The sequence below is a fragment of the Aeromonas diversa CDC 2478-85 genome, assembly GCF_000819805.1.
In the GTDB taxonomy this organism is placed as follows: Bacteria; Pseudomonadota; Gammaproteobacteria; order Enterobacterales; family Aeromonadaceae; genus Aeromonas; species Aeromonas diversa.
Genome location: NZ_CDCE01000020.1, coordinates 179,997 through 202,536 on the forward strand (window position 1 = coordinate 179,997; position 22,540 = coordinate 202,536).

Annotated in this window: 21 protein-coding genes; 15 read left to right on the plus strand and 6 right to left on the minus strand. The window is 63.7% G+C overall.

All coding sequences use genetic code 11. The annotated features are described in order from the left end of the window. Positions 1-10 precede the first annotated feature (10 nt). The 5 genes from BN1121_RS05735 (at position 11) to BN1121_RS19910 (ending at position 4,144) form a co-directional block, all read left to right on the plus strand. A complete protein-coding gene (locus tag BN1121_RS05735; protein ID WP_005352880.1) occupies positions 11-601 on the plus strand; it encodes a nucleotidyltransferase domain-containing protein in 591 nt (196 codons plus the stop codon). A gap of 3 nt (positions 602-604) precedes the next feature. Further along, positions 605-1,456, plus strand: coding sequence for a carbon-nitrogen hydrolase family protein (locus BN1121_RS05740; RefSeq protein WP_005352876.1), 852 nt, complete (start codon positions 605-607; stop codon positions 1,454-1,456). Beyond that, positions 1,443-2,891, plus strand: a complete 1,449-nt coding sequence (gene tldD, locus BN1121_RS05745) for a metalloprotease TldD (protein ID WP_005352873.1) — start codon at positions 1,443-1,445, stop codon at positions 2,889-2,891. Before BN1121_RS05740 ends, tldD begins: the two co-directional genes overlap by 14 nt. Before the next feature lie 186 nt (positions 2,892-3,077). After that, positions 3,078-3,506 (plus strand): hypothetical protein, encoded by a 429-nt coding sequence (locus BN1121_RS05750; protein ID WP_005352870.1) that lies wholly within the window; start codon positions 3,078-3,080, stop codon positions 3,504-3,506. 461 nt (positions 3,507-3,967) lie between these two features. After that, positions 3,968-4,144 (plus strand): hypothetical protein, encoded by a 177-nt coding sequence (locus tag BN1121_RS19910; protein ID WP_005352867.1) that lies wholly within the window; start codon positions 3,968-3,970, stop codon positions 4,142-4,144. A 46-nt stretch (positions 4,145-4,190) separates the two neighbouring features. Here the strand turns inward: BN1121_RS19910 and fos are convergent, their stop codons facing one another. Both fos and BN1121_RS19700 read right to left on the minus strand, forming a co-directional pair. Next, the gene (fos, locus tag BN1121_RS05755) at positions 4,191-4,589 is read right to left on the minus strand and encodes a fosfomycin resistance glutathione transferase (RefSeq protein ID WP_005352863.1); all 399 of its coding nucleotides are present in this window, start codon (positions 4,587-4,589) and stop codon (positions 4,191-4,193) included. Positions 4,590-4,599: 10 nt separating this feature from the next. Then, the gene (locus tag BN1121_RS19700; RefSeq protein WP_162531375.1) at positions 4,600-4,767 is read right to left on the minus strand and encodes a hypothetical protein; all 168 of its coding nucleotides are present in this window, start codon (positions 4,765-4,767) and stop codon (positions 4,600-4,602) included. 56 nt (positions 4,768-4,823) lie between these two features. Between BN1121_RS19700 and BN1121_RS05760 the strand changes: the two genes are divergently transcribed. The 4 genes from BN1121_RS05760 to gshA are packed head-to-tail and all read left to right on the plus strand — an operon-like array spanning position 4,824 to position 10,700. Further along, complete coding sequence (locus BN1121_RS05760; protein ID WP_005352859.1) at positions 4,824-5,777, plus strand: NADP-dependent oxidoreductase; 954 nt, start codon at positions 4,824-4,826, stop codon at positions 5,775-5,777. Continuing rightward, positions 5,770-6,219, plus strand: a complete 450-nt coding sequence (locus BN1121_RS05765; RefSeq protein WP_005352857.1) for a YqaA family protein — start codon at positions 5,770-5,772, stop codon at positions 6,217-6,219. The genes BN1121_RS05760 and BN1121_RS05765 overlap by 8 nt, the downstream gene beginning before the upstream one ends. Before the next feature lie 41 nt (positions 6,220-6,260). Next, on the plus strand, positions 6,261-9,050 hold the full coding sequence (locus BN1121_RS05770) for a M16 family metallopeptidase (protein WP_005352855.1): 2,790 nt from the start codon (positions 6,261-6,263) through the stop codon (positions 9,048-9,050). A gap of 57 nt (positions 9,051-9,107) precedes the next feature. After that, positions 9,108-10,700, plus strand: a complete 1,593-nt coding sequence (gene gshA / locus BN1121_RS05775) for a glutamate--cysteine ligase (protein ID WP_005352853.1) — start codon at positions 9,108-9,110, stop codon at positions 10,698-10,700. A gap of 59 nt (positions 10,701-10,759) precedes the next feature. Here the strand turns inward: gshA and BN1121_RS05780 are convergent, their stop codons facing one another. Next, the gene (locus tag BN1121_RS05780; protein WP_005352851.1) at positions 10,760-12,550 is read right to left on the minus strand and encodes an AMP-dependent synthetase/ligase; all 1,791 of its coding nucleotides are present in this window, start codon (positions 12,548-12,550) and stop codon (positions 10,760-10,762) included. 192 nt (positions 12,551-12,742) lie between these two features. Between BN1121_RS05780 and BN1121_RS05785 the strand changes: the two genes are divergently transcribed. Next, positions 12,743-13,321 (plus strand): hypothetical protein, encoded by a 579-nt coding sequence (locus BN1121_RS05785; protein ID WP_005352850.1) that lies wholly within the window; start codon positions 12,743-12,745, stop codon positions 13,319-13,321. Between the two features lie 3 nt (positions 13,322-13,324). Here the strand turns inward: BN1121_RS05785 and rimI are convergent, their stop codons facing one another. Both rimI and BN1121_RS05795 read right to left on the minus strand, forming a co-directional pair. Then, complete coding sequence (rimI, locus tag BN1121_RS05790; protein WP_005352849.1) at positions 13,325-13,774, minus strand: ribosomal protein S18-alanine N-acetyltransferase; 450 nt, start codon at positions 13,772-13,774, stop codon at positions 13,325-13,327. Next, positions 13,767-14,153 carry a DNA polymerase III subunit psi gene (locus BN1121_RS05795; protein WP_005352845.1) on the minus strand — a complete coding sequence of 129 codons (387 nt, stop codon included), beginning with the start codon at positions 14,151-14,153 and terminating at the stop codon, positions 13,767-13,769. The genes rimI and BN1121_RS05795 overlap by 8 nt, the downstream gene beginning before the upstream one ends. 122 nt (positions 14,154-14,275) lie before the next feature. Between BN1121_RS05795 and BN1121_RS05800 the strand changes: the two genes are divergently transcribed. The 5 genes from BN1121_RS05800 to BN1121_RS05820 all read left to right on the plus strand — a co-directional run bounded on the left by BN1121_RS05800 (position 14,276) and on the right by BN1121_RS05820 (position 22,008). Then, positions 14,276-15,850 (plus strand): ATPase RavA domain-containing protein, encoded by a 1,575-nt coding sequence (locus BN1121_RS05800; RefSeq protein ID WP_005352842.1) that lies wholly within the window; start codon positions 14,276-14,278, stop codon positions 15,848-15,850. Positions 15,851-15,853: 3 nt separating this feature from the next. Then, the gene (viaA, locus tag BN1121_RS05805; protein WP_043157519.1) at positions 15,854-17,302 is read left to right on the plus strand and encodes an ATPase RavA stimulator ViaA; all 1,449 of its coding nucleotides are present in this window, start codon (positions 15,854-15,856) and stop codon (positions 17,300-17,302) included. 29 nt (positions 17,303-17,331) lie between these two features. After that, on the plus strand, positions 17,332-19,176 hold the full coding sequence (locus BN1121_RS05810) for a tetratricopeptide repeat-containing diguanylate cyclase (protein WP_005352834.1): 1,845 nt from the start codon (positions 17,332-17,334) through the stop codon (positions 19,174-19,176). A gap of 202 nt (positions 19,177-19,378) precedes the next feature. Further along, positions 19,379-20,965, plus strand: coding sequence for a peptide chain release factor 3 (gene prfC / locus BN1121_RS05815; RefSeq protein ID WP_005352828.1), 1,587 nt, complete (start codon positions 19,379-19,381; stop codon positions 20,963-20,965). An 89-nt stretch (positions 20,966-21,054) separates the two neighbouring features. Then, complete coding sequence (locus tag BN1121_RS05820) at positions 21,055-22,008, plus strand: bile acid:sodium symporter family protein (RefSeq protein WP_005352825.1); 954 nt, start codon at positions 21,055-21,057, stop codon at positions 22,006-22,008. Positions 22,009-22,030: 22 nt separating this feature from the next. On the opposite strand, the gene BN1121_RS05825 is transcribed toward BN1121_RS05820, so the two are convergent. Further along, entirely contained in the window at positions 22,031-22,498 is a 468-nt protein-coding gene (locus tag BN1121_RS05825; protein ID WP_005352807.1) for a MarR family winged helix-turn-helix transcriptional regulator, read from the minus strand. Positions 22,499-22,540 lie beyond the last annotated feature (42 nt).

The window sequence follows — 22,540 nt, forward strand, 5'->3', positions numbered from 1 at the left end:
AAAATCTGTCATGGACGACATGCGCTGGCAAACCATGCCACCACGGCAACACGCTTTGCTTCAGACCTTGGCCCATCAGGGAGAGGCACATCCCGACATAGAGGCGGCGGTCGTGGTCGGGTCATTGGCCAAGGGGACAGCAGACCGGGTCTCGGATGTCGATGTCTTGCTCCTGGCCACCCCCGGATTTCATCGGCAGGCCGAGCCGCTGGTGCGTGCCATCGTGGGGGATCGAGAGATCTTTCACTGCTGGCAAGGGGAGCACGATGAGGACGCCTCCTACTGGCGCTATATCTTCTGCGACATGACCAGCATCGAAATCCATATCCTCGACAGGGGCGTCACTTTCCCTCTGGCAAGACCCTATCTCACGCTCTTCGATAAGGCCGCTTGTGTACCCGCACTGGAGGTCAGCGGACCGACCCCCAGCCATTGGGATTTTCCCGCTTATATGGCGCAAGGGGGTGGACTGGTGTGGGAGCTGTTTGATTGTCTCAAATGGGCAGAGCGTGGCCAGCGGGCTCTGGTCAGGCACCATCTTCGCAAGTTATTGGCCGAAATGGACAAGGATCCCCATCTCTCATCACCTCCGGAGGCATGAGCCATGTGGCTATGTGCATTACAGCTGGTATCGGGTCGCCATTGGCCCGACAACCGTGCCCAAATTACCGAACTGCTGGCCGAGCTGCCGGCCGAGCGCCCACTGCTGGCCCTGCTGCCGGAGAATTTCGCCCTGTTTGGGGAGCGGCAAGGTTACCTTGATGGCGCCGAATCGCTCGGGGAGGGGCCGATCCAGGCCCAGCTGTCCGAGTGGGCCCGCGAGCACAACATCTGGCTGGTGGCCGGCGCCATGCCGACCCGCATCGAGGGGGAGGCGCGCATCCACACCAGCTCGTTGGTGTTTGACCCGCAAGGGGCCTGCCGGGGCGTCTATCACAAGTTGCACCTGTTCGATGTGGACGTGGCCGACAGCCAGGGGCGCTACCGGGAGTCGGAGAGCTTCAGCCCGGGCGAGACGCCGGTCACCGTGCCCTCGCCACTCGGGACGCTGGGGCTCTCCATCTGTTATGATCTGCGCTTTCCCGAGCTATATCGCACCCTGGTGGCTGCCGGGGCTCGTATCCTGCTGGTGCCGGCCGCCTTCACCCGCTTTACCGGGGCCGCTCACTGGGAGACCCTGCTTAGGGCTCGCGCCATCGAGAACCAATGTTGGGTGGTGGCGGCCAATCAGGGGGGCGATCATGAAACCGGCCGTGAGACCTTCGGCCACAGCATGATCGTCGACCCTTGGGGCACAGTGGTCGCCTGTAAGGGAGAGGGGCCCGGCGTGGTGAGCGCCCGCTTCGACCCGGAGCAGGCCACCTTGCTGGGTGAGCGCATGCCGGTGCTGCGCCATGCCCGCCTGATGAACATGAACGCCGAACACGGCGATGGAGAACAGATTGAGTCTACTTGAGCAGGTCAGCGCCTCGCTGCTGACCCCCCACGACCTCGACCCGAACCGGCTCGAGGGGCTGCTCGGCAGCCTGATGAGCCACAGGATCGATTTTGGCGATCTCTATTTCCAACGCAGCTGGCACGAGTCCTGGATGCTGGAAGACGGCATCGTCAAGGACGGCAGTTACAACATCGATCAGGGGGTCGGGGTGCGCGCCGTCAGCGGGGAGAAGACCGGGTTCGCCTACTCGGACGAGCTGAGCCTCACCGCCCTGGAGCAATCTGTGGTGGCCGCCCGTGGCATCGCCGAGAGCGGTGGTCACGGTCGGGTACAGGCCTGGCAACGCAGCCAGGCCGGACTCCTCTACCCGGCGATGGACCCGCTCGAGAGCCTTTCCAAGCAGCAGAAGATAGCCCTGCTCGAGCAGATGGATCGCTTCGCCCGCAGTCTGGATCCCGCCATCAGCCAGGTGATGGCCTCCATCAGCGGGGTCTACGAAGAGGTGCTGGTGGCCGGCAGCGACGGCACCCTGGCCGCCGACATTCGCCCCCTGGTGCGTCTGTCGGTCACCGTCATCGCCGAGCGCGGCGGTCGCCGTGAGCGCGGCAGTGGCGGCGGCGGCGGTCGCTTCGGCTATGACTGGTTCCTCGAGCTCGAGGGGGACGAGAGTCGCGCCTTCGGCTATGTGCGCGAGGCGGTGCGCCAAGCCCTGGTCAACCTGGAGGCCATCGACGCCCCGGCCGGCACCATGCCGGTGGTGCTCGGCGCCGGCTGGCCTGGTGTGCTGCTGCACGAGGCAGTCGGCCACGGTCTGGAGGGGGACTTCAACCGCAAGGGCTCCTCGGCCTATGCGGGCCGCATCGGCGAGCGGGTGGCCTCTAGCCTGTGCACCATAGTCGACGACGGCACCCTGAGCGGGCGGCGCGGCTCTGTCACTATCGATGACGAGGGGACGCCGGGTGGTTACAACGTGCTGATCGAGAACGGCATCCTCAAGGGCTACTTGCAGGACAAGCAGAATGCCCGCCTGATGGGGGTGCCCCTGACCGGCAACGGTCGGCGCGAGTCGTATGCCAGCCTGCCGATGCCGCGCATGACCAACACCTATATGCTGGCCGGCGAGTCGGATCCGCAGGAGATCATCGCCTCGGTCAAGCGCGGCATCTATGCCCCCAACTTCGGCGGCGGTCAGGTCGACATCACCTCGGGCAAATTTGTCTTCTCCGCCTCCGAGGCCTACCTCATCGAGGACGGCAAGATCACCGCCCCCATCAAGGGAGCGACCCTGATCGGCAACGGCCCCGAGGCGATGAGCCAGGTCTCCATGGTTGGCAACGACCTCAAACTCGATCGCGGTGTGGGTGTCTGCGGCAAGGAGGGGCAGAGCGTACCGGTCGGCGTCGGCCAGCCCACCCTCAAGCTCGACCAGCTCACAGTGGGTGGCACCCAATAGCATCAATCCCCGGCCTGGCCGGGGATTTTTTTATCCTCCCAAAATGCGGCCGTGCGCCGCGTCAAATACCGGCTGTCTTGATTTATATATAAATAAAACAATGAGATAGTTTTAGTTTTTTCTTGAAATTCCCGTATGAGGCCGATATCTTGTCCGCGCTTTTCAACATACGGGATAGTTAAAAAAATGAAAAAAGCAGTTCTGTTTGCCCTGCTGGGCCTGCCCCTGATGGCCAATGCCGGTTTGCTGGACTCCGTGACCAAGTCTGTCACCGACACCGTTACCACCAGCGTGACTGATGCCGCCGAGAGCGCCAAAAACAGCGCGATCGACGGTGCCTCCAACATGGCTCTGAAGACTGCCCTGGGTATCAAGGAAGGGGAATCCAACAAGCAGGCCATCGAAGCCAAGTTTGGCAAGCCGACCAAGAAGGCCAATGAAGCCGGTCTGGATGTCTGGACCTACGACATGAATGCCATCAAGACTGCCCAGCCGACCATCGAGCAGATCGCCAAGGACGCATTCAAAGACACCGATCTGGCCAAGAAAGCCGTTGTCATCAAGTTTGAAGGCGAAACCGTCAAGAAACTGGATATCGCCGATCTGAGCGCCTGATAACTCATTTCGCCTGACGAGCTTGTCGATAAGCGCCGTAGTGAGACATCAGCCGGTCTAACCGACTGAAGAGCGCTTATCATGCAGTTCGTGGCACGAAATAAAAAGGGAGGCTCAGGCCTCCCTTGTTTTATGCTGTTTCCTGATAACACCCCTTCCTTCGCATTAACTGTTTGGTCTCGTGAGAGACCTGTTATTTCCTCCAAATAAAAAGAGAAGAGCGTCATTGGCATCGACGCTTATTCGGTATTTTCTTGCCAGAAAGCTAATTCAATCCCGATTCAGGTCTTAATATTTTTCCGCCTCGTTGTCATTATTTCCCTTAATTATCAATTAGCTTGAATATGGTAGACCTAGATTGTGGGTGGCCATATAGCCCGATAGGGTGTAGAGTGGTCAGGCTAAATCTTGACCTGATGAGGCATGGCGGGAGCATCAAGCACACTGACAGGGAGGAATATATGGAACAGTATCAATCCTGGCTGGGAGAATATCTGTTGAGCCGGCGTGACGGGGATCATGCCATGGCGGCAGACTTGGCGCGGGATATTGAAGCGTTCTGGGCCGAGCAGGGCAATAAAGAAGAAAGAGACAAGTGGCGCGGTCGTTATCGCCAGCATTTGGCGCAGGCGGTCTGAAACGGAAGCGATAGCGGGGCCTGTGGCCCCGTTCCTTTTTTGGGGCTCACAGCCACTCCAATCCCTGGTAGGGGGATAGCCTCAGGGCGGCGAGTCGGCTGGCCAGATCGCCGGCGTGGATCTCCAGGCGGTGGCCATCCGGATCGAGCAGGTAAAGAGAGTCGCCCTCGCTGCGATTCTGTTTCCACTCCACGACACCGGCGGCGCGCAATCGGTCGCAAAAGGTGGCGAAGTGTTCGGGGTCGATGGCGAGGGCTACATGGGTGTAATCCTGGGCCGGGGCAGGCGTGTCGCGCGAGAGGCAGAGCCACAGCGCTCCCAGACTTAGGTAGGCTCCGCCGCTCCAGCGTACATGGGCGTGAAAGCCAAGCAGATCGCGATAGAAGGCGAGACTGCGCTCGAGATCGCCGGTAGCCAGGGTCAGGTGGTTGAGGCCGGTTAGCATGTTCCAATTCCTAATGGGTGAGCCAGATCATCAGGCTGAAGAAGGTGGCCATGGCGCTGCCTATGCCAATGATCCAGTAAAACCCCTTGAGCCCCTGTTTGAAGGGGATGCGAAACCAGAGCAGGAAGAGATACCAGCCGAGCGCCAGCAGTAGGGGAATAAGAAACATTCGAGCCATCACGTCCTCACTGTTATGCTGTGGCCTCTTCGTTGCATACCTAATGGACTGTAACAATGAATCAGCTGCAAATCACCGCCTTCGGCGATCCTTCCGTGCTCAAGCTGGCCTGCGTGCCCGAAACCGTCCCCGGCGAGGGGCAGGTGCGGGTACGGGTGCACTATGCCGGCGTCAATCCCATCGATGCCAAGACCCGGGCCGGACTCGGCTGGGCGGCGGCCCAGAACAAGGAGAAACTCCCTTGGACGCCTGGCTATGACGTGGCCGGCGTGGTCGAGGCGCTGGGGCCCGGCGTCAGCGCACTGGCCGTGGGGGATAGGGTGTGCGGCATGGTGGGCTTTCCCCTCGCAGGTGGCGGCTATGGCGAGTCTGTGGTGGCGCAGGTGGATGAGTTGGCCCGCCTGACCACACTGCCGCTGGATCAGGGGGCCGGTCTGCCTCTGGCCGGGCTCACCGCCTGGCAAGGGCTCTTCGAGCACGGTGAGCTGCAAAAGGGGCAGCGGGTGTTGATTCTGGCCGCCGCCGGTGGTGTGGGCCATCTGGCGCTGCAGTGGGCGCGCGCCTGGGGCGCCGAGGTGGTGGCCCTGGCCAGCCCGGATAACCATGGCTTCGTGTTGGGGCTGGGGGCGCGTGCCGCCTTCGATTATCACGACCCCGACTGGCCCGCCCGGGTGGGCGAGGTCGATCTGGTGCTGGATCTGGTGGGGGGCGAGAGCGGCCAGCGGGCGCTCGCCTGTGTCAAGGCCGGTGGCCGGTTGGTCACTGTCCCCACCATCACGGCCGAGGCGATCAAGGCGGCCGGGAGCGAAGGTGGCGTCGAGGTGCGCGGCATGCTGGTCCACCCGGACAGCAAACAGCTTGCCCAGATGGTGATGCTGCTCGAGATGGGTGAGGCCCATCTCCAGCTCGCCCATATCTTCCCTCTGGCCGAAGGGGCCCTGGCCCATCAGGCCATCGAAGGCGGTCACACCCGCGGCAAGTTGCTGCTGCGCATGGATGGCCATGCCTGATCTGGCGCTTTGGCTGGGTGCCCATGGCCTGACGGCGCTGTTTGTCAGCGCCTTCGTCTCGGCCACCCTGCTGCCCGGTGGCTCAGAGGTGTTGCTGGGCGCCATGGTGGCCCAGCAGCAGTGGAGCCTCTCCAGCCTGCTCGGGTGGGCGACCCTGGGTAATACTCTGGGCTCCATGACCACCTTTGCCCTCGGTTGGTGGGCCCGGCGTCACAAGGCTCCCGAGGATTTCACTGGCCGTGGGGAACAAACGGCCCTTTCGTGGCTCCAACTACATGGCCACTGGGCCCTGCTACTGGCCTGGGCCCCGATCGTCGGGGATGGCCTCTGCCTGCTGGCCGGCTGGCTCAGGATGGCGCCCCTGCGCGCCTGCATTCTGATTGGCCTGGGCAAGCTTGCCCGTTATGGTACGGTCGCCCTGCTGGCCGGCCAGTTCATCTGACTCAACGCGAGGTATTCGTGAAGCACCCACTCTCTCTTCTTATGCTCGCCCTGTTCTCTTCCTCTGTGCTGGCGGCCCCGACTCTGGTGGCCGAGCAGGGTAAAGAGCCCGGCAAACTCGCCATTCCCTATCAGATGTATCGCCTCGACAACGGCCTGACCGTGATCCTGGCGCCGGACAAGTCTGACCCTCTGGTCCATCTCGACGTCACCTACCACGTGGGCTCGGCCCGCGAGGTGGTGGGCAAGTCCGGTTTTGCCCACTTCTTCGAGCACATGATGTTCCAGGGCTCCAAGCACGTGGGCGATCAGGAGCATATGCGCCTCATCAACGAGGCCGGTGGCACCATGAACGGGACCACCAATCGGGATCGCACCAACTACTACGAGACGGTGCCGGCCAATCAGCTGGAGAAGGTGCTCTGGCTCGAGGCCGATCGCATGGGCTTCCTGCTCGATGCGGTGAGCCAGAAGAAGTTCGAAATTCAGCGTTCTACCGTCAAGAACGAGCGGGCCCAGCGCATCGACAACCAGCCTTACGGCCTGGTGGGGGAGCGCGTAGGCGAGGCACTCTATCCGCGCACCCACCCCTACTCCTGGCAGCCCATCGGCTATGTGGAGGATCTCGATCGGGTCGGTGTGGATGACTTGAAGCAGTTCTTCCTGCGCTGGTATGGCCCCAACAACGCAACCCTGACCCTGGGCGGCGACTTCGAGCCCAAGCAGGCCCTGGCCTGGATTGAGCAGTACTTCGGCCCGATCCCGCGTGGGCCCGAGGTGGCCGAGCCGACCCCCGAGCCCGTGACCCTGCCAGAGACCCGCTATGTGACCCTCGAAGACAAGGTGCACCTGCCGCTGCTCTATATCAGCTACCCCACGGTGGCGCTCGGCGATCCTCAGGAGTCGGCCCTCGACATGTTTGCCGACGTGCTGGGGGGCTCGGCGAGCTCCATGCTCTATCAATCCCTGGTCAACACCGGCAAGGCGGTCGATGTGGGGGCCTCTCACTACTGCGAAGAGCTCGCCTGTACCCTCACCGTTTATGCCTATCCCAATCCGGCGGTGGACGGCAGCCTCAAGACCCTCAAGGCCGAGGTAGACAAGGTGATCGGCCAGTTTGCCCAGCGCGGCGTGCAGCAAGATGATCTCGAAAAGGCGATCAACAAGTACCGGGCCTCGACCATCTGGGGCCTAAGCAGCGTCGAGGGCAAGGTGAGCCAGCTCGCCATGGGCCAGGTCTTCATGCAAGACCCCAACTACCTCTTCAAGAGTCTGGATGCCATCGGCAAGGTTCAGCCTGAGCAGGTCAAGGCCGCCTATGACAAGTTCATCGCCGGCAAGCCGGCGGTGGTGTTGAGCGTGGTGCCCAAGGGCAAGCTGGATTGGCAGGCGGCCAAGCCCAACTTCACGCCGGCCGAGCGTACGCTGCCTGACTACAGCAAGCACGAGCAGGCGCTGCCGGTGCGCACCGTCAAAGACGACTTCGATCGCAGCGTGCAGCCCAAGGCTGGTGCGGCGGTCAGCGTCACAGTGCCGACCACTTGGCACGGCAAGCTCGACAAGGGGATCGAGATCATCGGCACCAGGAGTGACGAGATCCCGGCCGTCTCCATCACCATCGCCCTGCCCGGCGGGATCCGTGCCGAGGGCAAGGATCGGCTTGGCATCGCCAACCTGACTGCCGCCATGCTGGGGCAGGGGAGCGAGCGCCTGACCGAGGCCCAGCTCAGCGACGAGCTGCAAAAGCTTGGCTCCGGCATCAGCTTCTCGAGCGCCCAGTACAATAACCTCATCACCATCAGCAGCCTGACCGACAAGCTGCCTCAGACCCTGGCGCTGGTGCAGGAGCTCCTGTTCCAACCCGGATTGCGTACGGCGGACTTCGAGCGCACCAAGAACCAGATCCTGCAAGGGATGCAGCAGAGTCGGCAGCAGCCGGCCTGGATCGCCGAACAGGTGGGGCGTGAGCTGGTCTATGGCAAGCAGACCCGTCTCGGCCAGCCGACCGACGGTACCCTCAAGGATGTCGAGAAGCTGACCCTGGCCGACGTGAAGGCCTTCTGGCAGCGCTACTACAACCCGGCCAATGCCCGCATCGTGGTGGCCGGCGACGTGGACCAGGCGACCATAGAGCAGGGGCTCTCCTTCCTCACCCGTTGGCAGGGCAAGGTTCCCGAGCTGGGTAACCTCAAGCCGACCGAGCCTCAGGCCAAGCCCGGCATCTATCTGGTCGACAAGCCGGGGGCTCCCCAGTCGGTGATCCGCATCGGTCGCCGGGCGCTGCCCTACGATGCCACCGGCGAATACTTCGAAGCCGGTCTGATGAACTTCAACCTGGGCGGTAACTTCAACAGCCGCATCAACCTCAAGCTGCGCGAGGAGAAAGGCTACACCTACGGCGCCAGCTCCGGCTTCATGGCCAACCGCGACGCCGGCGTGTTTGCCGTCGGTGCCGACGTGCGGGCCGACGCCACCGTCGACGCCATCCGTCAGGTGCTGCTGGAGCTCGACAAGTACCGCAAGGAGGGGCCGAGCGCGAAAGAGATGGAGTACCTGCGCAGCGCCGTGACTCAGCAGGATGCCCTCTCCTACGAGACCCTGGATCAGAAGGCGGGTTTCCTGCTGCAGATGATCATGTATCAGTTGGGGCCTGACTTCGTGGCCCGCCAGGGGGAGATCATCAAGACCATCAAGCCGCAGGCCCTCAAGGCGCTGGCCGAACGCTGGTTGGACCCTGCCCAGATGGTGATAGTGGTGGTCGGCGATCGCAAGGCGCTTGAAAAACCGCTGCAGGAGCTACATCTTCCCATTTATCCGCTGCCCGCCCCCTGAGGCAGCTACAACAACCACCGGCTCCCCCCTCGGGGGAGCCCGGAGTGAGCCGTGATTATGACAACACAGACCCTCACCCTCGACGAGCTGCTGGCCGCCCTGGGAACACCGGAACGCCTGCCCGCTCTCAAGGGGATGCGTCGTGGCATCGAGCGCGAGACCCTGCGCATCACCCCGACCGGCGAACTGTCGCAGCAGGATCACCCGCGAGCCCTGGGATCGGCCCTGACCCATGCCAACATCACCACGGACTATGCCGAGCCGCTGCTGGAGTTCATCACTCCGGCGACTGACTCCATCGATACCCTGCTCGAGCAGCTCGGTGATATCCATCGCACCGCGGTGCGCCACATGGATGACGAGCGCCTCTGGCCCCTCTCCATGCCCTGCTTCGTCGGTGGCGAGGAGAGTATTCGCCTGGCGGAGTACGGCAGCTCCAACACGGGGCGAATGAAACACCTCTACCGGCGCGGTCTCAAGCTGCGCTACGGCAGCCTGATGCAGGTGATCGCCGGGGTGCACTTTAACTTCTCCATGCCCGAGAGCTTCTGGTGCGAGTGGCAGGCTCTCGCCTGCAAGGAGTGTTGCAGCCAGCGCTTCATCTCGGAAAAGTACATGGGGCTTATTCGCAACGTCTATCGCTTCGGCTGGCTGGTGCCCTATCTGTTTGGCGCCTCCCCGGCCATCTGCGGCTCCTTCCTCAAGGGGCGCGAGACCAAGCTGCCGTTCGAGACCCTGGGCGAGGGGACCCTCTATCTCCCCTACGCCACCTCGCTTCGCCTGTCGGATCTCGGCTATACCAACAGCGCCCAGGCCGGTCTCAACATCAGCCACGACAGCCTGCCGGCCTACGTGGCCTCGTTGCGCCGCGCCATCCAGACCCATGCCCCCGAGTTTTCCAGGCTGGGGGTCAAGGTGGGCGGCGAGTACCGCCAGCTCAACGACAACGTGTTGCAGCTGGAAAACGAGCTGTACGCCCCGATCCGGCCCAAGAACACCCCGCGCGGCGGTGAGAAGCCCTCCGACGCCCTGGCGCGGCGCGGTATCGATTACATCGAGCTGCGTACCGTGGATGTCAACCCGTTCAGCCCCATCGGTATCGAGGCCGATCAGATCCGCTTCTTCGATCTCTTCCTGGTGTGGTGCCTGCTGCGTCCGTCCCCGGTGCTGAGCGACGAAGAGATGGCCCGTAACCGCCGCAACCAGACCAAGGTGGTGCTGGAGGGGCGTCGCCCCGGCCTGATGCTGGAGACCGGCGCCGGTGAGCAGAGTCTGAAGGAGTGGGGTCTGTCCCTGTTTGACGAGCTGGCCAAGGTAGCCGCCCTGCTCGACGCCAGCTGTGGGCGCCGCAACCGCTACGCCGCGACCCTAGAGGCACTGCGCCCGCGCCTCGAGGATCCCGAGCTGACCCTGTCGGCTCGACTGCTGCGCGAGCTCAAGACGCAGAACAAGGATAACGCCTGCTTCGGTCGCGAGCTGGCCGCTCGCTACCGCGATGAGCTGCTGGCCAGCCCGCTCGAGTACTGGGACGAGGAGTATTTCGCCGGCGAGGCGCGCGACTCCCTGCTAAAGCAGCGGGAGATTGAGCGCAGCGACAGCCTGAGCTTCGATGACTTCCTGGCCGACTATTTCGGCACGGCCATGGCCTGATCCCGGGCAACAAAAAAGCCGCTCGATTGAGCGGCTTTTTTTATCCTCGCGCCCTGGTATCAGGCGCGGCTATACATCGCCTCGATCTCGCTGCGGAACTTGGCCTCGATGATCTTGCGGCGCAGCTTCATGGTGGGGGTCAGCTCTCCCAGTTCCATGGAGAAGGCGCGCGGCAGCAGGGTGAATCTCTTCACCTGCTCGAACTTGGCCAGCTCTTGTTGCAGCTCCGCAATACGGGCTTCAAAGAACTCCACCACCTTGGAGTTACGCAGCAGCTCGGTCTTGCACTGGTATTGCAGGTTGATGGAGCGGGCGTATTCCTCCAGCGACTCGAAGCAGGGCACGATGAGCGCCGAGACGAAGTGGCGGGCGTCGGCCACGATGGCGACTTGCTCGATGAAGCGATCCTTGCCGAGGGTACCCTCGACCAGCTGGGGGGCCACATATTTGCCGTTAGAGGTCTTCATCAGCTCCTTGAGGCGCTCGGTGAAGTAGATGTTGCCCCGGGCGTCGATGTCACCGGCGTCGCCGGTGCGCAGGAAGCCATCCTCGGTCATCACCTCGGCCGTCGCCTCCGGCTTCTTGTAGTAGCCGCGCATCACGGTCGGGGAGCGTACCAGCAGCTCGTTGTTTTCGCCCAGCTTCACCTCGATACCCGGCAGCAGTGTACCGATAGAGCCCAGTTTGAAGTGGCTCTCCTCGTAGCAGCAGACGGTGGCCGTGGTCTCGGTCATGCCGTAGCCGTACTTGAGATTGAGCCCCATGGCCTGGAAGAAGAGGTTGACGTCATCGGCGAGGCGGGCACCGGCCACCGGCAGGAAGCGGGTACGGCCACCGAAGCGGGCGCGCAGCTTGCGAAACACCAGACGCTCGGCGAGCCAGAGCTGGCCGTAGAGCAGGGGGGAGACCCGCTGATCCTGCTGGCGACGCTCCACCACTCGGGTGCCGACCCGGGTGGCCCAGGCGAACAGGGCGCGGCGCAGGGGCGGCGCCTCGGCCACCTTGGCCTGGATCATGGCATAGGCCTTCTCGTAGAGACGCGGCACCGAGCACATGACGGTGGGTTTGACCTCGCCCAGCACCGACATCACCTGCTGGGGGTCGCGGATATAGACGTTCTCGGCGCCGCAATAGAGCACATAGTAGCTCCAGGCCCGCTCGAAGACGTGGCTGAGGGGCAGCATGCACAGGGAGACATCCTCCTCGCCGAGATCGAGGCGGCCGTCGTGCATCTGGAAACAGGCGGCGATGTTGGCAAAGTCCAGCATCACTCCCTTGGGTTCGCCCGTGGTGCCCGAGGTGTAGATGAGGGTGAGCAGATCATCCATGGCGTAGCGGCTCTCGCGCTCACGCAGGGTCTGCTCGCTCGGGTGGTGGTTACCGCTGCTGAGGAAGGTCTGGAAGTGGCAGGCTTGCGGGCAGTCGCGCAGATCGATGGTGCCATCGAGGGCGACCACCTGGCGAATGTCACCGCTCTCGAGCAGTTGCAGCGCCTGGTCGAACTGGGGCTGCTCTCCCACGAAGAGGATCTTGATGTCGGCGTCGCGCACTATGTAGCGCGCCTGCTCCAGGGTGCTGGTGGGGTAGATGGGGACGCTCACACCGCGGGCGGCGAGGATACCGAGATCGGCCTGGGTCCACTCCGGCATGTTGCGGGCATAGATGCCCACCATCTCTCTCTCCTGATGGCCGGCACGGATCAGCGCCTGGGCACAGTAGTCCATGGCCTGGCCCAGGGTACGCCAGCCGATGGCACGCCACTGACCATCCTGACGGGTCCGCAGGACCGCCTTGTTGCCCAGCCGGGCAATGCGCTCGCGAATCACTCGAACCAAATGAAGCTGCTGCATCAAACAGATTTCCTCAGTAACAGTTGTACGCCCTCAGGCGCCGTAATCAGCGGGCTAGAGTGTAAACACTAAAAAAATAGCTTACAAGTGTTCGCTGTTTTCGGTGATCACATTTTGCGCATCTCATCAGGGCTTGGGATGAGCCCCAAAGAGTGATTAAATAGGAACGGAATCAATAAGCTGGAGTCGGGTATGGCGAGCAAGGGAGTGCTGATTGGCCTGGTTGGGGGGGGGCTGTTGCTGGCAGGCGCCGGCACGGCAGGCCTCTGGTGGTGGCTGGGGCAGTCGAGCCCGGCACCGACCAAGCAGGCGCCAGCCAAGCCCGGCATCAGGGGCTGGCAGGAGGGATTTGCCGGTTTCTTGCTGGCGCGCTCAGAATCTGAGCAAAGCGGCGTGCCTCTGCTCTATCTGGTCGAACGCAACCCGGGTCACTGCTTTCACTGCAAGCAGTTGCATCAGGCCCTGTTCGACAATCCGGAGATGAAGGCGGCCATCGCCCCCTTCATCAAGGTCTCTCTCAACCCGGATGTGGATAACAACAGCAAGCAGGCGATCACTCAGTTGCCCGAGATCACCTCCTATCCGGCCATGTTTATGCAGCTCTCCCCCCGCGGCCCTTTGCTGCCCCTCAAGGTGGTGGTGCAAGCCGGCCAGATCTGGGTGCCGCGAGAGGATTATATGAAGGGGAACTTCATGCCCCTCTCGCCGGCCAGCCTGACCATGGCCATCGACAACACCCGCAAGCTGTTGGCCGCGACCCCCGTTCAGTAAGGGTCAGCCCATGTGGAACAGGCGCGACATCAGGATGGCGTCTTCGCGATCCTGGCCGGCACCGTAGTAATCCTCGCGCCGGCAATATTCGGCGAAGCCCTCGCTCTCGTAGAGGGCGATGGCCGGCATGTTGCCGGCGCGCACCTCGAGGAACCAGGCCTCTGCCCCTCTGGCCTTGCTGCGGGTCAGATACTCTTGCAGCAGGGCGCGTCCCAGCCCCTTTCCCTGCCACTTGGGATGCACGCAGATGTTCATCAGTGAGCTGTCGCCGGCCACCAGATCCGAGATGTAGAAGCCGGCGGGTTCTCCCTCGACCAGCATCAGGCCGTTGAGGTAGCGGGGGCCAAAGCAGGAGAGCAGGTTAGCCTCGCTCCAGGGCCAGCGGTGGGCGGCCTGTTCGATGGGGTAGACGAGGTCGGCATCGGCCTCGGTCAGGGGGCGAAACTCAGTCATGGTGTGTGCGGATCTGTTGCCACAGGGCGCGTTTCTCGGCCGCCGTGGGATTGAGGGGGCAGATCAGGGCGCCTGGCCTTGCGGGATCGGGCTGGGTCAGCCAGAGCCAGCGCGGCTGCCCGGCCGGCAGCGGGCCCGGTGGCAGCAGGGCCACCTCGCTGGGGCTGATCTCGAGCACGGCGCAGAGATCTTCCAGCAAGGACTGGGCGGGCAGCCGTGCGGCGACAAGCCAGAGTCCCTGCGCGTCCGGCCCGGCCGCGTCGACAGGGCTCGACTCCCCGGCCGGTGAAGCGGGAAGCGGATGGCGTAGCTGCCAGGTGGGGATCCCCATCCGACTTAGCAGGGCGGCACGAAGATCTGCGGGGGCACGATCGGGCATAGAGAGCGGTCGCTTTGATCTGGGTTAGCAATGAAAGGCGTGAGCAGAGTACACTCGAACCTCTTTTGCTGCACCCTTTTGCTGCGCCATGTGAATGGCACATTTCTGGAACGGAGCCTCTCATGCAGCCACAAGGCAATCTGGGCGAGCGGATCGCCCACCTAATTTCAGCCCTCGGAGAAGGGCTCTACGAGCGCCAGGATGTGCTGCGTCTCTGTTTGCTGGCGGCCCTTTCGGGAGAGAGCGTCTTTCTGCTCGGGCCACCCGGCATTGCCAAGAGCCTCATCGCCCGTCGTCTCAAGCAGGCGTTTGCCAACGCCCGTCACTTCGAATACCTGATGACCCGTTTCTCCACGCCGGAGGAGGTGTTCGGCCCCCTATCCATTCAGGCGCTCAAGGAAGAAGGGAAGTACCACAGGTTGACCGCCGGCTATCTGCCCGAGGCCGAGGTGGTCTTTCTCGACGAGATCTGGAAGGCGGGGCCAGCCATCCTCAACACCCTGCTCACCGCCATCAACGAACATCAGTTTCGTAACGGTGACACCCTGCACACCATCCCGCTGCGCCTGCTGGTGACGGCTTCCAACGAGTTGCCCGCGCCGGACAGTGGCCTCGAGGCCCTCTATGATCGGATGCTGATCCGCCTGTGGCTGGATCGGGTGCAGGAGAAGCCCAACTTCCGGGCCCTGCTGGGGAGTGAAGGGCGCGCCGAGGTGAAGATGCCGGCGGCCCTGCCTGTGTGTGGTGAGGAGTACCAGGCCTGGCAGGGGGGCATCGAGCAGGTGCGGTTGCCCGACCCCGTGTTCGAGCTCATCTATCAGCTGCGCCATGCCATCGAGAGCCGGCTGGCCAACTGCTACGTGTCGGATCGCCGCTGGAAGAAGGCGGTGCGTCTGGCCAAGGCCAGCGCCTTCTTCAACGGGCGCGATGCGGTGGGCCCCCTCGATCTGCTGCTGCTCAAAGATTGCCTGTGGCATGACGAGAGCTCCCGTCAGGGGCTCCATGACATCATGAGCGAGATGGCGACCCTGCACTGCTTCGAGCAGCTGGCCCTGAGCCAGCGCCTGCAGAGCCTGCAAGAGCAGCTCCAGCAGTGGGAGCGGGAGGTCGCCGAGCGCCTGGCACCCACCGCCCGGCGCACCCGCAACTGGCTTGGTCGCGAGACCGGCTGGGCCCTGCACTTTGGCGATCACCGGGGGCCCAAGGAGAAGGTGGCGCTGCGCCTGCTCTGGCCCGCGCCCCTGGAGGCGGATCATCCGGATCAACTGAGCGACGAGCTGGAGTTCGACCGTGTGGTGCTCGACTACTGGCGCGAGGGAGCCGAGTCGGTGGCGGGGCGCTGCTTGCGCCACAAGTGGGAGCGACAACTGGAGCTCTGCCTCGACGAGGAGCGCCATCTGCAGGTGCTCGATTCCCAGCGCAACCCGGTCGCATTGCTGCAACCCACCCTGATGCCCGAGGTGGTCAGTGCCCCGTGGCGCGAGCGGCTGGCGGCCATCACGGCCGGGCAGCGCACCCTGCTGCAGGATATTCGGCGCCAGCGGCTCATCTTTGAGCAGCAACAATCCCATCTATTCTTGGGGGAGGAGTGGCTGGATCGGATCGAGAGCAGCTTCTACGTGTTGGTGCGCGATGCCGAGGCGGTCATGACTCGACTCGAGACCTGGAAGGACAGAGTCACAGATCTGGTGGGTTGATTCATGCTGGAAATCGGAGCCATGGAGCTCGGCATCATGATGGCGGAAGGGGAGCTGGTCACCGAGATGGTGCTGGCGCTGGCGGGCTCGAGCAAGCTGGTCGACTTCATGCGCAAGGCCCCCAAAGAGGCGTCCCGGTTGCGGCGCCGCCTCTTCAACTGGGGCGATCGGGTGCGCTCCGATCTCCGGCGCAAGCCCGTACCCGCCGCCATGGAACGAGAGTACCTCGCCTATCAGGCCTGCCGCTCCCTCTCCAGCCAGCAGCTGTTGGCGCGCAGCCAGACGATCCTGGACGCGCTGGAGCCCGGCAGCCCCTTCTCGCTGGAGGCGCCCACCCTGTTCTCCCAGCTGCGGGAATCCCCGACCGAGGCGCGTCGGCGCCTCCTGATGGAGCGTTGGCGCACCAGCCTGGTGGCGGCCTTGCTCCGTTTTCAACAGGAGCTGGCCGAGGCGGAGCGGGAGAAGCAGCAACAGGAGCTGGAGTCCCAGCTGCTCGCCAATCGCGAGCTGGTCGATGCCCTGGATCCGGAACAGGTCTCGGCCGGCGGCCTCTGGGATCTGGCCCAGGGCAAGTGGCACCCCCGTAGCCTCACCCTGGTGCGCCAATACGCCGCCATGCTGGAGAAAGAGCCCCTGCTTCGGGAGATAGCAGAGCTGCTCGGTCGCAGCGACAGGGACAAGGATCGCGATCCCCAGCCCAGGCCCCCCGAGCCCACAATCGAGCTGGAGCCGGTCATCAGCGATGAGGTGCCCGACGATCTGGTGGGGATCCACCCGGCCGGGGATCTGCTACGCATGTTACCGAGTGAGTCGGTCATGCTGGGGGACCCGGATCTGGAGTACGAGTTCTATCGCCGCTACCTGGAGCGGCACCTGCTCAGCTACCAGCCCAAGGGGATGCTGCCCCGCCAACGGTTGATCCCGTTGCAGCCCAAGGATAAGGGGCGTGAGGAACAAGAGCGGGGCCCCTTCATCGTCTGTGTCGATACCTCGGGCTCCATGGGGGGCTATCCGGAGGAGTGTGCCAAGGCGCTCTTTCTCGCCCTGCTCAAGGTCGCCATGGCCGAGCAGCGCCCCTGTTTTCTGATGCTCTTCTCCACCGAGGTGGTGACCCTGGAGATCACCGCCGATACCGGGCTGGACAAGGCCGAGCGCTTCCTCTCCATGAGCTTTCACGGGGGTACAGATCTGGTACCCTGTCTGGAGCGAGCCCTGACTCAACTCGAGGCGCCGGCTTTTGCGCGAGCCGATGTGCTGATGCTCTCCGATTTTGTGGCCCAGCGCCTGCCCCAGGCCTTGCTGGATCGGCTGAATCAGCGTCGGGCCGCCGCGACCCGCTTCTATGCCGTGGCCATGTCTCGTCATGCCAAGCAGGCGCTGTTGCGGATCTTCGATCGCAGCTGGTTGCTCGACTGCACCCTGCCGGGGCGCTGGCTGCGGCACTGGCGGTAGCATTGAGGTCGGCCATCATGAGGGGAAACATGAGCATCTATCCACTGGGGTTCCTGCTGCTGGCGCTCACGGCGACCGCCGGCCCCCTCTCGCCGCCACAGCTGGAGCAAGAGTTGTCGGCCATCGAGCAGGCCTACCTCTCTGACGACGAATTCAGGGTGCGGGTGGCGCGCCTGCAGGCCGAGCTGCCGGCCTATCCGGCGGCGCAGCAGATGCGGATCCGTCGCATGGCCTGCTGGACCCAGCCGGCCGATGAGATTGCAGAGTATCGGCAGGCAAGCCAACAGGCCGATCGGGAGTACGGTACGGCCCTCGCCGCAGGGGACCAGGTGGCCCAGAGCGAATTCGCCCTCTGCCGGGGCTGGTTTAATCAGCTCAGTGGGGAGATAGCGCAAGCCAAGCGGGACTATGATCTCGCCTTTGTCCTGGCGCGGGATGCTGGGGCCAAGAAGCAGAAGGCTCAGGCCCTGCTCTATCGGGGGGCGCTCTCTTCGTTTCAGGGGAGTCCGGCCAAGGGGCTCAGCGATCTGATGAGCGCCCAGCGTCTCTACGATGCCCTGGCGCTCTCGAGCTGGTATGGCAAGGTGCAGCTGGATGTGGCGGCCACCTATCGCCGCATGGGGCTCTTTGGCGTCGCTGCGCGACAGCTCGACGAGGTCGAGGGGCAGTTACCCGCCGAGGGCAGTGGCGCGCTCCTCTACGAGCTGCATCGTCAGCGGGCCATGCTCGAGAATGGCCAGGGCCATTTTCACGCGGCCTTGGCGGAGCTGGACAAGGCTCGGGCCCTGCATAAGGATCTGTCGCGTTTCGAGGTCTCACTGCTGCAACTGGATCGGGCCGAAGCCCTGTTAGGGCTGGGCCAGATTGCAGAGGCGTTGCATCAGCTCAACGAGGTGGGGGCCGTCTTTCGGGCCGAGGTCGATCCCCTGCTCAATGGCTACTGGCGCCTGCTGATGGCGCAGACCTATATCCAGAGCGGTGCGTATCAGAGTGCCCTCGAGCACCTCGCCCAGGCCGAGCCGGCCCTGCGGCGGGAAGACAACCTGCGTTATCTCATCAAGCTGGCGTCCCTGCGCAGCCTGGCGCTCGAGGGGGCAGGCCAGCTCAAGGCTGCCCTCGATGAGCAGCGGCTGTTTGTGGCCCTGAAAACCCATTTTATTGACGAGATGCAGGAGCAGAGCGCCGCCTGGGTGCGGGGAGAGCTCGAGCTGGCGCGCCAGGAGGCCGAAAATGCCCTGCTGCGCAGCCGTCAGCAGCTACAGCAGCAGGAGCTGGATCTGGCCCACGAGCGGCGTTTCTGGTTGGGGCTGGTTCTGGTGCTGCTGATGGCGGTAGGGGCGCTGCTGGTGGGCTGGTTGCTCGAGCGTAATCGCCATATGCGCAAACTGGCCTTCACCGACGAGCTGACCGGCACCCAGAATCGCCGCCGGGTGCTGCGTCTGGGAGAGCGGCTGATGACCCGGGCCAGACGGCAGGGGCTGCCTTTCAGCGTGCTGATGTTTGATATCGACCACTTCAAGCGCATCAACGACAACCTGGGCCACCATCAGGGGGATCGGGTTCTCAAGTGGATGGTTGCCTGCGTGCGCTATCTGCTGCGCCAACAGGATGTGCTGGGACGCGTGGGGGGAGAGGAGTTTCTGTTGTTGCTCCCCGGCCTCGAGCTGGCGCAGGCGGCCCGGGTGGCCGAGCGGACCCGTGCCTTCGTCGCCGGCCGCGCCTTCCCGGGAATGGGCAGTGCGGTTACCCTGAGCCTCGGCTGCGCCGAGCTCAAGGCCGAAGATGACGAGCTGAGCGATCTGATCCGCCGTGCCGACGCCGCCCTCTACCGGGCCAAGGGGGGCGGTCGCAATCGAGTGGAGCTCGACCTCTGACGGGCTGGGTATTTTTCACCCGCGCAGGTATAATGCGCCGCGATTTATCCGCCAACCGGAACCGAGACGCCCATGTAAGACGCCACGACTCCCGCCATGTCCACCATGGCTCGCCCGTCACGCTGCGCCCAGCGCAGGTCGTGCGTCCGTCTCATCCTGGTCGCGGTGTGTCTGCGGCCGACCAACTGAAGAATAGTGAATCATGCCATCTGAATTTCTGAGTGAAGTCTCCAAGAGACGCACTTTCGCGATCATCTCGCACCCCGACGCCGGTAAGACCACCATCACCGAGAAGGTGTTGCTGTTCGGACAGGCCATCCAGCGCGCCGGTACTGTCAAGGGCCGTGGCTCGGGCCAGCACGCCAAGTCCGACTGGATGGAGATGGAGAAGCAGCGTGGTATCTCGATTACCACCTCCGTCATGCAGTTCCCCTACGGTGATAGCCTGGTCAACCTGCTCGATACCCCGGGTCACGAGGACTTCTCGGAAGATACCTACCGTACCCTGACGGCGGTCGACTGCTGCCTGATGGTCATCGACGCCGCCAAGGGCGTTGAGGATCGGACCCGCAAGCTGATGGAAGTGACCCGTCTGCGCGACACCCCGATCCTCACCTTCATGAACAAGCTCGACCGGGACATCCGTGACCCGATGGAGCTGCTCGACGAGGTGGAGAGCGAGCTCAACATCATGTGCGCGCCCATCACCTGGCCCATCGGCTGCGGCAAGCTGTTCAAGGGGGTCTACCACCTCTACAAGGACGAGACCTATCTCTACCAGACCGGTCAGGGCCACACCATCCAGGAAGTGCGCATCGTCAAGGGGCTCGATAACCCCGATCTGGACGCCGCCGTGGGCGAGGATCTCGCATCCCAGCTGCGCGGCGAGCTGGAGCTGGTCAAGGGCGCGTCCCACGAGTTCGACCACGATGCATTCCGCGCCGGTGAGTTGACCCCGGTCTTCTTCGGTACCGCGCTCGGTAACTTCGGCGTCGACCACATGCTGGACGGCTTGACCGAGTGGGCGCCGGCCCCCATGCCGCGCAAGGCTGACAGCCGCGCGGTAGAGGCGACCGAGGAGAAGTTCTCCGGCTTCGTGTTCAAGATCCAGGCGAACATGGATCCCAAGCACCGCGACCGCATCGCCTTTATGCGTATCGTCTCCGGTACCTATACCAAGGGCATGAAGATGCGCCACGTGCGCCTCGGTAAGGACGTCAACATCTCCGACGCCGTGACCTTCATGGCCGGCGATCGGGAACAGGCCATTGAGGCGGTGGCAGGCGACATCATCGGCCTGCACAACCACGGCACCATCCAGATCGGCGATACCTTCACCCAGGGTGAGGATCTCAAGTTCACCGGTATCCCCAACTTCGCCCCCGAGTTGTTCCGCCGCATTCGCCTGCGCGATCCGCTCAAGCAGAAGCAGCTGCTCAAGGGGCTGGTTCAGCTCTCCGAAGAGGGCGCGGTGCAGGTGTTCCGCCCGCTGATGAACAACGATCTCATCGTGGGTGCGGTCGGTGTGCTGCAGTTCGACGTGGTGGTGTCTCGTCTGAAGAGCGAGTACAACGTCGAAGCCATCTACGAGGCAGTCAACGTGGCGACCGCCCGCTGGGTGGAAGGCACCGACGTCAAGAAGTTCGAGGAGTTCAAGCGCAAGAACGAGCCGAACCTGGCCCTCGATGGCGGTGACAACCTCACCTACATCGCGCCGACCATGGTCAACCTGCGACTGGCCCAGGAGCGTCACCCCGACGTCAACTTCCGCCAGACCCGCGAGCATTGATCCCGCACCATCAGGCCCACAATCCTGATATAAAAGAAGGCCCTGCGGGCCTTCTTTTTTTTCGCTCGCTCATCACAAGGACACTGCTCATGCTCGGACGCATCACTCGCCTCTTCCCTCTGTGGGCCCTGCTCGGCTCGCTGCTGGCCTATGGCCAGCCCACCTGGTTTGTCGGCCTCAAGCAGCAGATAATTCCCCTGCTCACCGTCATCATGCTGGCCATGGGACTGACCCTGAGGCCGGCTCACTTCCTCGACGTGCTCGGCAACCGGCGCGCTGTGCTGCTCGGGCTGGTGCTGCAATTTAGCGTGATGCCCCTTGCCGCTGACCTGGTCAGTCGACTGCTCGGCTTCGACACCGCCCTGACGGTGGGCATGATCCTGGTCGGCAGCGTGGCTGGCGGCACGGCCTCCAACGTCATGTGCTATCTGGCCAAGGGGGATCTGGCCCTCTCCATCACCATGACGGCGCTGTCCACCCTGGTCGGGGTGGTGGCGACCCCGCTGCTGGTGCAGTTATTGGCCGAGCGCAGTGTCGATGTGCCGGTCTGGGAGATGCTGCTGAGCCTCATCAAGATCGTGGTGGTGCCGGTGGTGCCGGTGGTCGCCGGGGTGCTGCTCAACGCCCTGTTCCACCGGGCGATCGCGCGCATCGAGCCGCTGCTGCCCCTGGTCTCCATGGCGGCCATCGTGCTCATCATCGCCATCGTGGTGGCCCTCAATGCCGGCCAGCTCGCCAGCATAGGCCCCATCGTCGCCCTGGCCGTGATGCTGCACAACGGCATCGGGTTGGCGCTGGGCTACAGCATCACCCGCCTGCTCGGCTTCGACGAGCGGACCTGCCGCACCCTCTCCTTCGAGGTGGGGCTGCAAAATTCCGGGCTGGCCACGGCGCTTGCCATGAAATTCTTCACCCCCGCCTCGGCCGTTGCCGGCACGCTCTTTTCTATCTGGCACAACCTATCGGGCTCCCTGCTGGCCGGGATCTGGGCCCGTCGTTCGCTCACGCGCACGACGCCGCATGCCGCTCTGGAGCGGGAGTAAGCCATGACGTGCCCCCTGAGCGTCAGGGGGTGAGATCGCGCGCCAGACTGGCCAACCAGCCTATGACCTGGGCGAGGGCCGCCTCATCCAGCGACGCGGCCATCTCCTGCTCCAGCCGGGCAACCCTGGCCTTGGCCTCGGCCAGCAGGGCGAGCCCGGCCGGGCTCAACACCAGATGACGGATGCGGCCATGTTGCGAATGGGGCGTGCGGGTCAGCAGGCCGGCGCGCTCCAGCGCCGTCACCATGGGACTCACCGTCTGGGGGGTGAGCAGGGTCAGCCGGGCGAGGTCCGCATTGGAGCAGCCAGGGTAGGCGTCGAGCATGGTCAGCAGGGCAAACTGGGGGGCGGTGATCGGCAGATCGGCCAGGGTTCGCTCCATGCGCTGGCGCTGGGCGGCGGCGGCCTGGCGCAGCAGGTAGCCGAGGTGGCCCTGTTCGCCGCGTTTGCCTTCGCCGGGTAGGGGTATCGATGGGGGCTTGTTTATCATGTCAGGGTGCTGATATGTTGTTCGTGTCCTGATATTACGCCA

Excerpts from the sequence above, each read along its gene's own strand:
- BN1121_RS05735 (WP_005352880.1), top strand. The coding sequence starts at position 11 with ATGGACGACATGCGCTGGCAAACCATGCCACCACGGCAACACGCTTTG.
- BN1121_RS05740 (WP_005352876.1), top strand. The coding sequence starts at position 605 with ATGTGGCTATGTGCATTACAGCTGGTATCGGGTCGCCATTGGCCCGAC.
- BN1121_RS05750 (WP_005352870.1), top strand. The coding sequence starts at position 3,078 with ATGAAAAAAGCAGTTCTGTTTGCCCTGCTGGGCCTGCCCCTGATGGCC.
- BN1121_RS19910 (WP_005352867.1), top strand. The coding sequence starts at position 3,968 with ATGGAACAGTATCAATCCTGGCTGGGAGAATATCTGTTGAGCCGGCGT.
- fos (WP_005352863.1), bottom strand. The coding sequence starts at position 4,589 with ATGCTAACCGGCCTCAACCACCTGACCCTGGCTACCGGCGATCTCGAG.
- BN1121_RS19700 (WP_162531375.1), bottom strand. The coding sequence starts at position 4,767 with ATGGCTCGAATGTTTCTTATTCCCCTACTGCTGGCGCTCGGCTGGTAT.
- BN1121_RS05760 (WP_005352859.1), top strand. The coding sequence starts at position 4,824 with ATGAATCAGCTGCAAATCACCGCCTTCGGCGATCCTTCCGTGCTCAAG.
- BN1121_RS05765 (WP_005352857.1), top strand. The coding sequence starts at position 5,770 with ATGCCTGATCTGGCGCTTTGGCTGGGTGCCCATGGCCTGACGGCGCTG.
- BN1121_RS05770 (WP_005352855.1), top strand. The coding sequence starts at position 6,261 with ATGCTCGCCCTGTTCTCTTCCTCTGTGCTGGCGGCCCCGACTCTGGTG.
- gshA (WP_005352853.1), top strand. The coding sequence starts at position 9,108 with ATGACAACACAGACCCTCACCCTCGACGAGCTGCTGGCCGCCCTGGGA.
- BN1121_RS05780 (WP_005352851.1), bottom strand. The coding sequence starts at position 12,550 with ATGCAGCAGCTTCATTTGGTTCGAGTGATTCGCGAGCGCATTGCCCGG.
- BN1121_RS05785 (WP_005352850.1), top strand. The coding sequence starts at position 12,743 with ATGGCGAGCAAGGGAGTGCTGATTGGCCTGGTTGGGGGGGGGCTGTTG.
- rimI (WP_005352849.1), bottom strand. The coding sequence starts at position 13,774 with ATGACTGAGTTTCGCCCCCTGACCGAGGCCGATGCCGACCTCGTCTAC.
- BN1121_RS05795 (WP_005352845.1), bottom strand. The coding sequence starts at position 14,153 with ATGCCCGATCGTGCCCCCGCAGATCTTCGTGCCGCCCTGCTAAGTCGG.
- BN1121_RS05800 (WP_005352842.1), top strand. The coding sequence starts at position 14,276 with ATGCAGCCACAAGGCAATCTGGGCGAGCGGATCGCCCACCTAATTTCA.
- viaA (WP_043157519.1), top strand. The coding sequence starts at position 15,854 with ATGCTGGAAATCGGAGCCATGGAGCTCGGCATCATGATGGCGGAAGGG.
- BN1121_RS05810 (WP_005352834.1), top strand. The coding sequence starts at position 17,332 with ATGAGCATCTATCCACTGGGGTTCCTGCTGCTGGCGCTCACGGCGACC.
- prfC (WP_005352828.1), top strand. The coding sequence starts at position 19,379 with ATGCCATCTGAATTTCTGAGTGAAGTCTCCAAGAGACGCACTTTCGCG.
- BN1121_RS05820 (WP_005352825.1), top strand. The coding sequence starts at position 21,055 with ATGCTCGGACGCATCACTCGCCTCTTCCCTCTGTGGGCCCTGCTCGGC.
- BN1121_RS05825 (WP_005352807.1), bottom strand. The coding sequence starts at position 22,498 with ATGATAAACAAGCCCCCATCGATACCCCTACCCGGCGAAGGCAAACGC.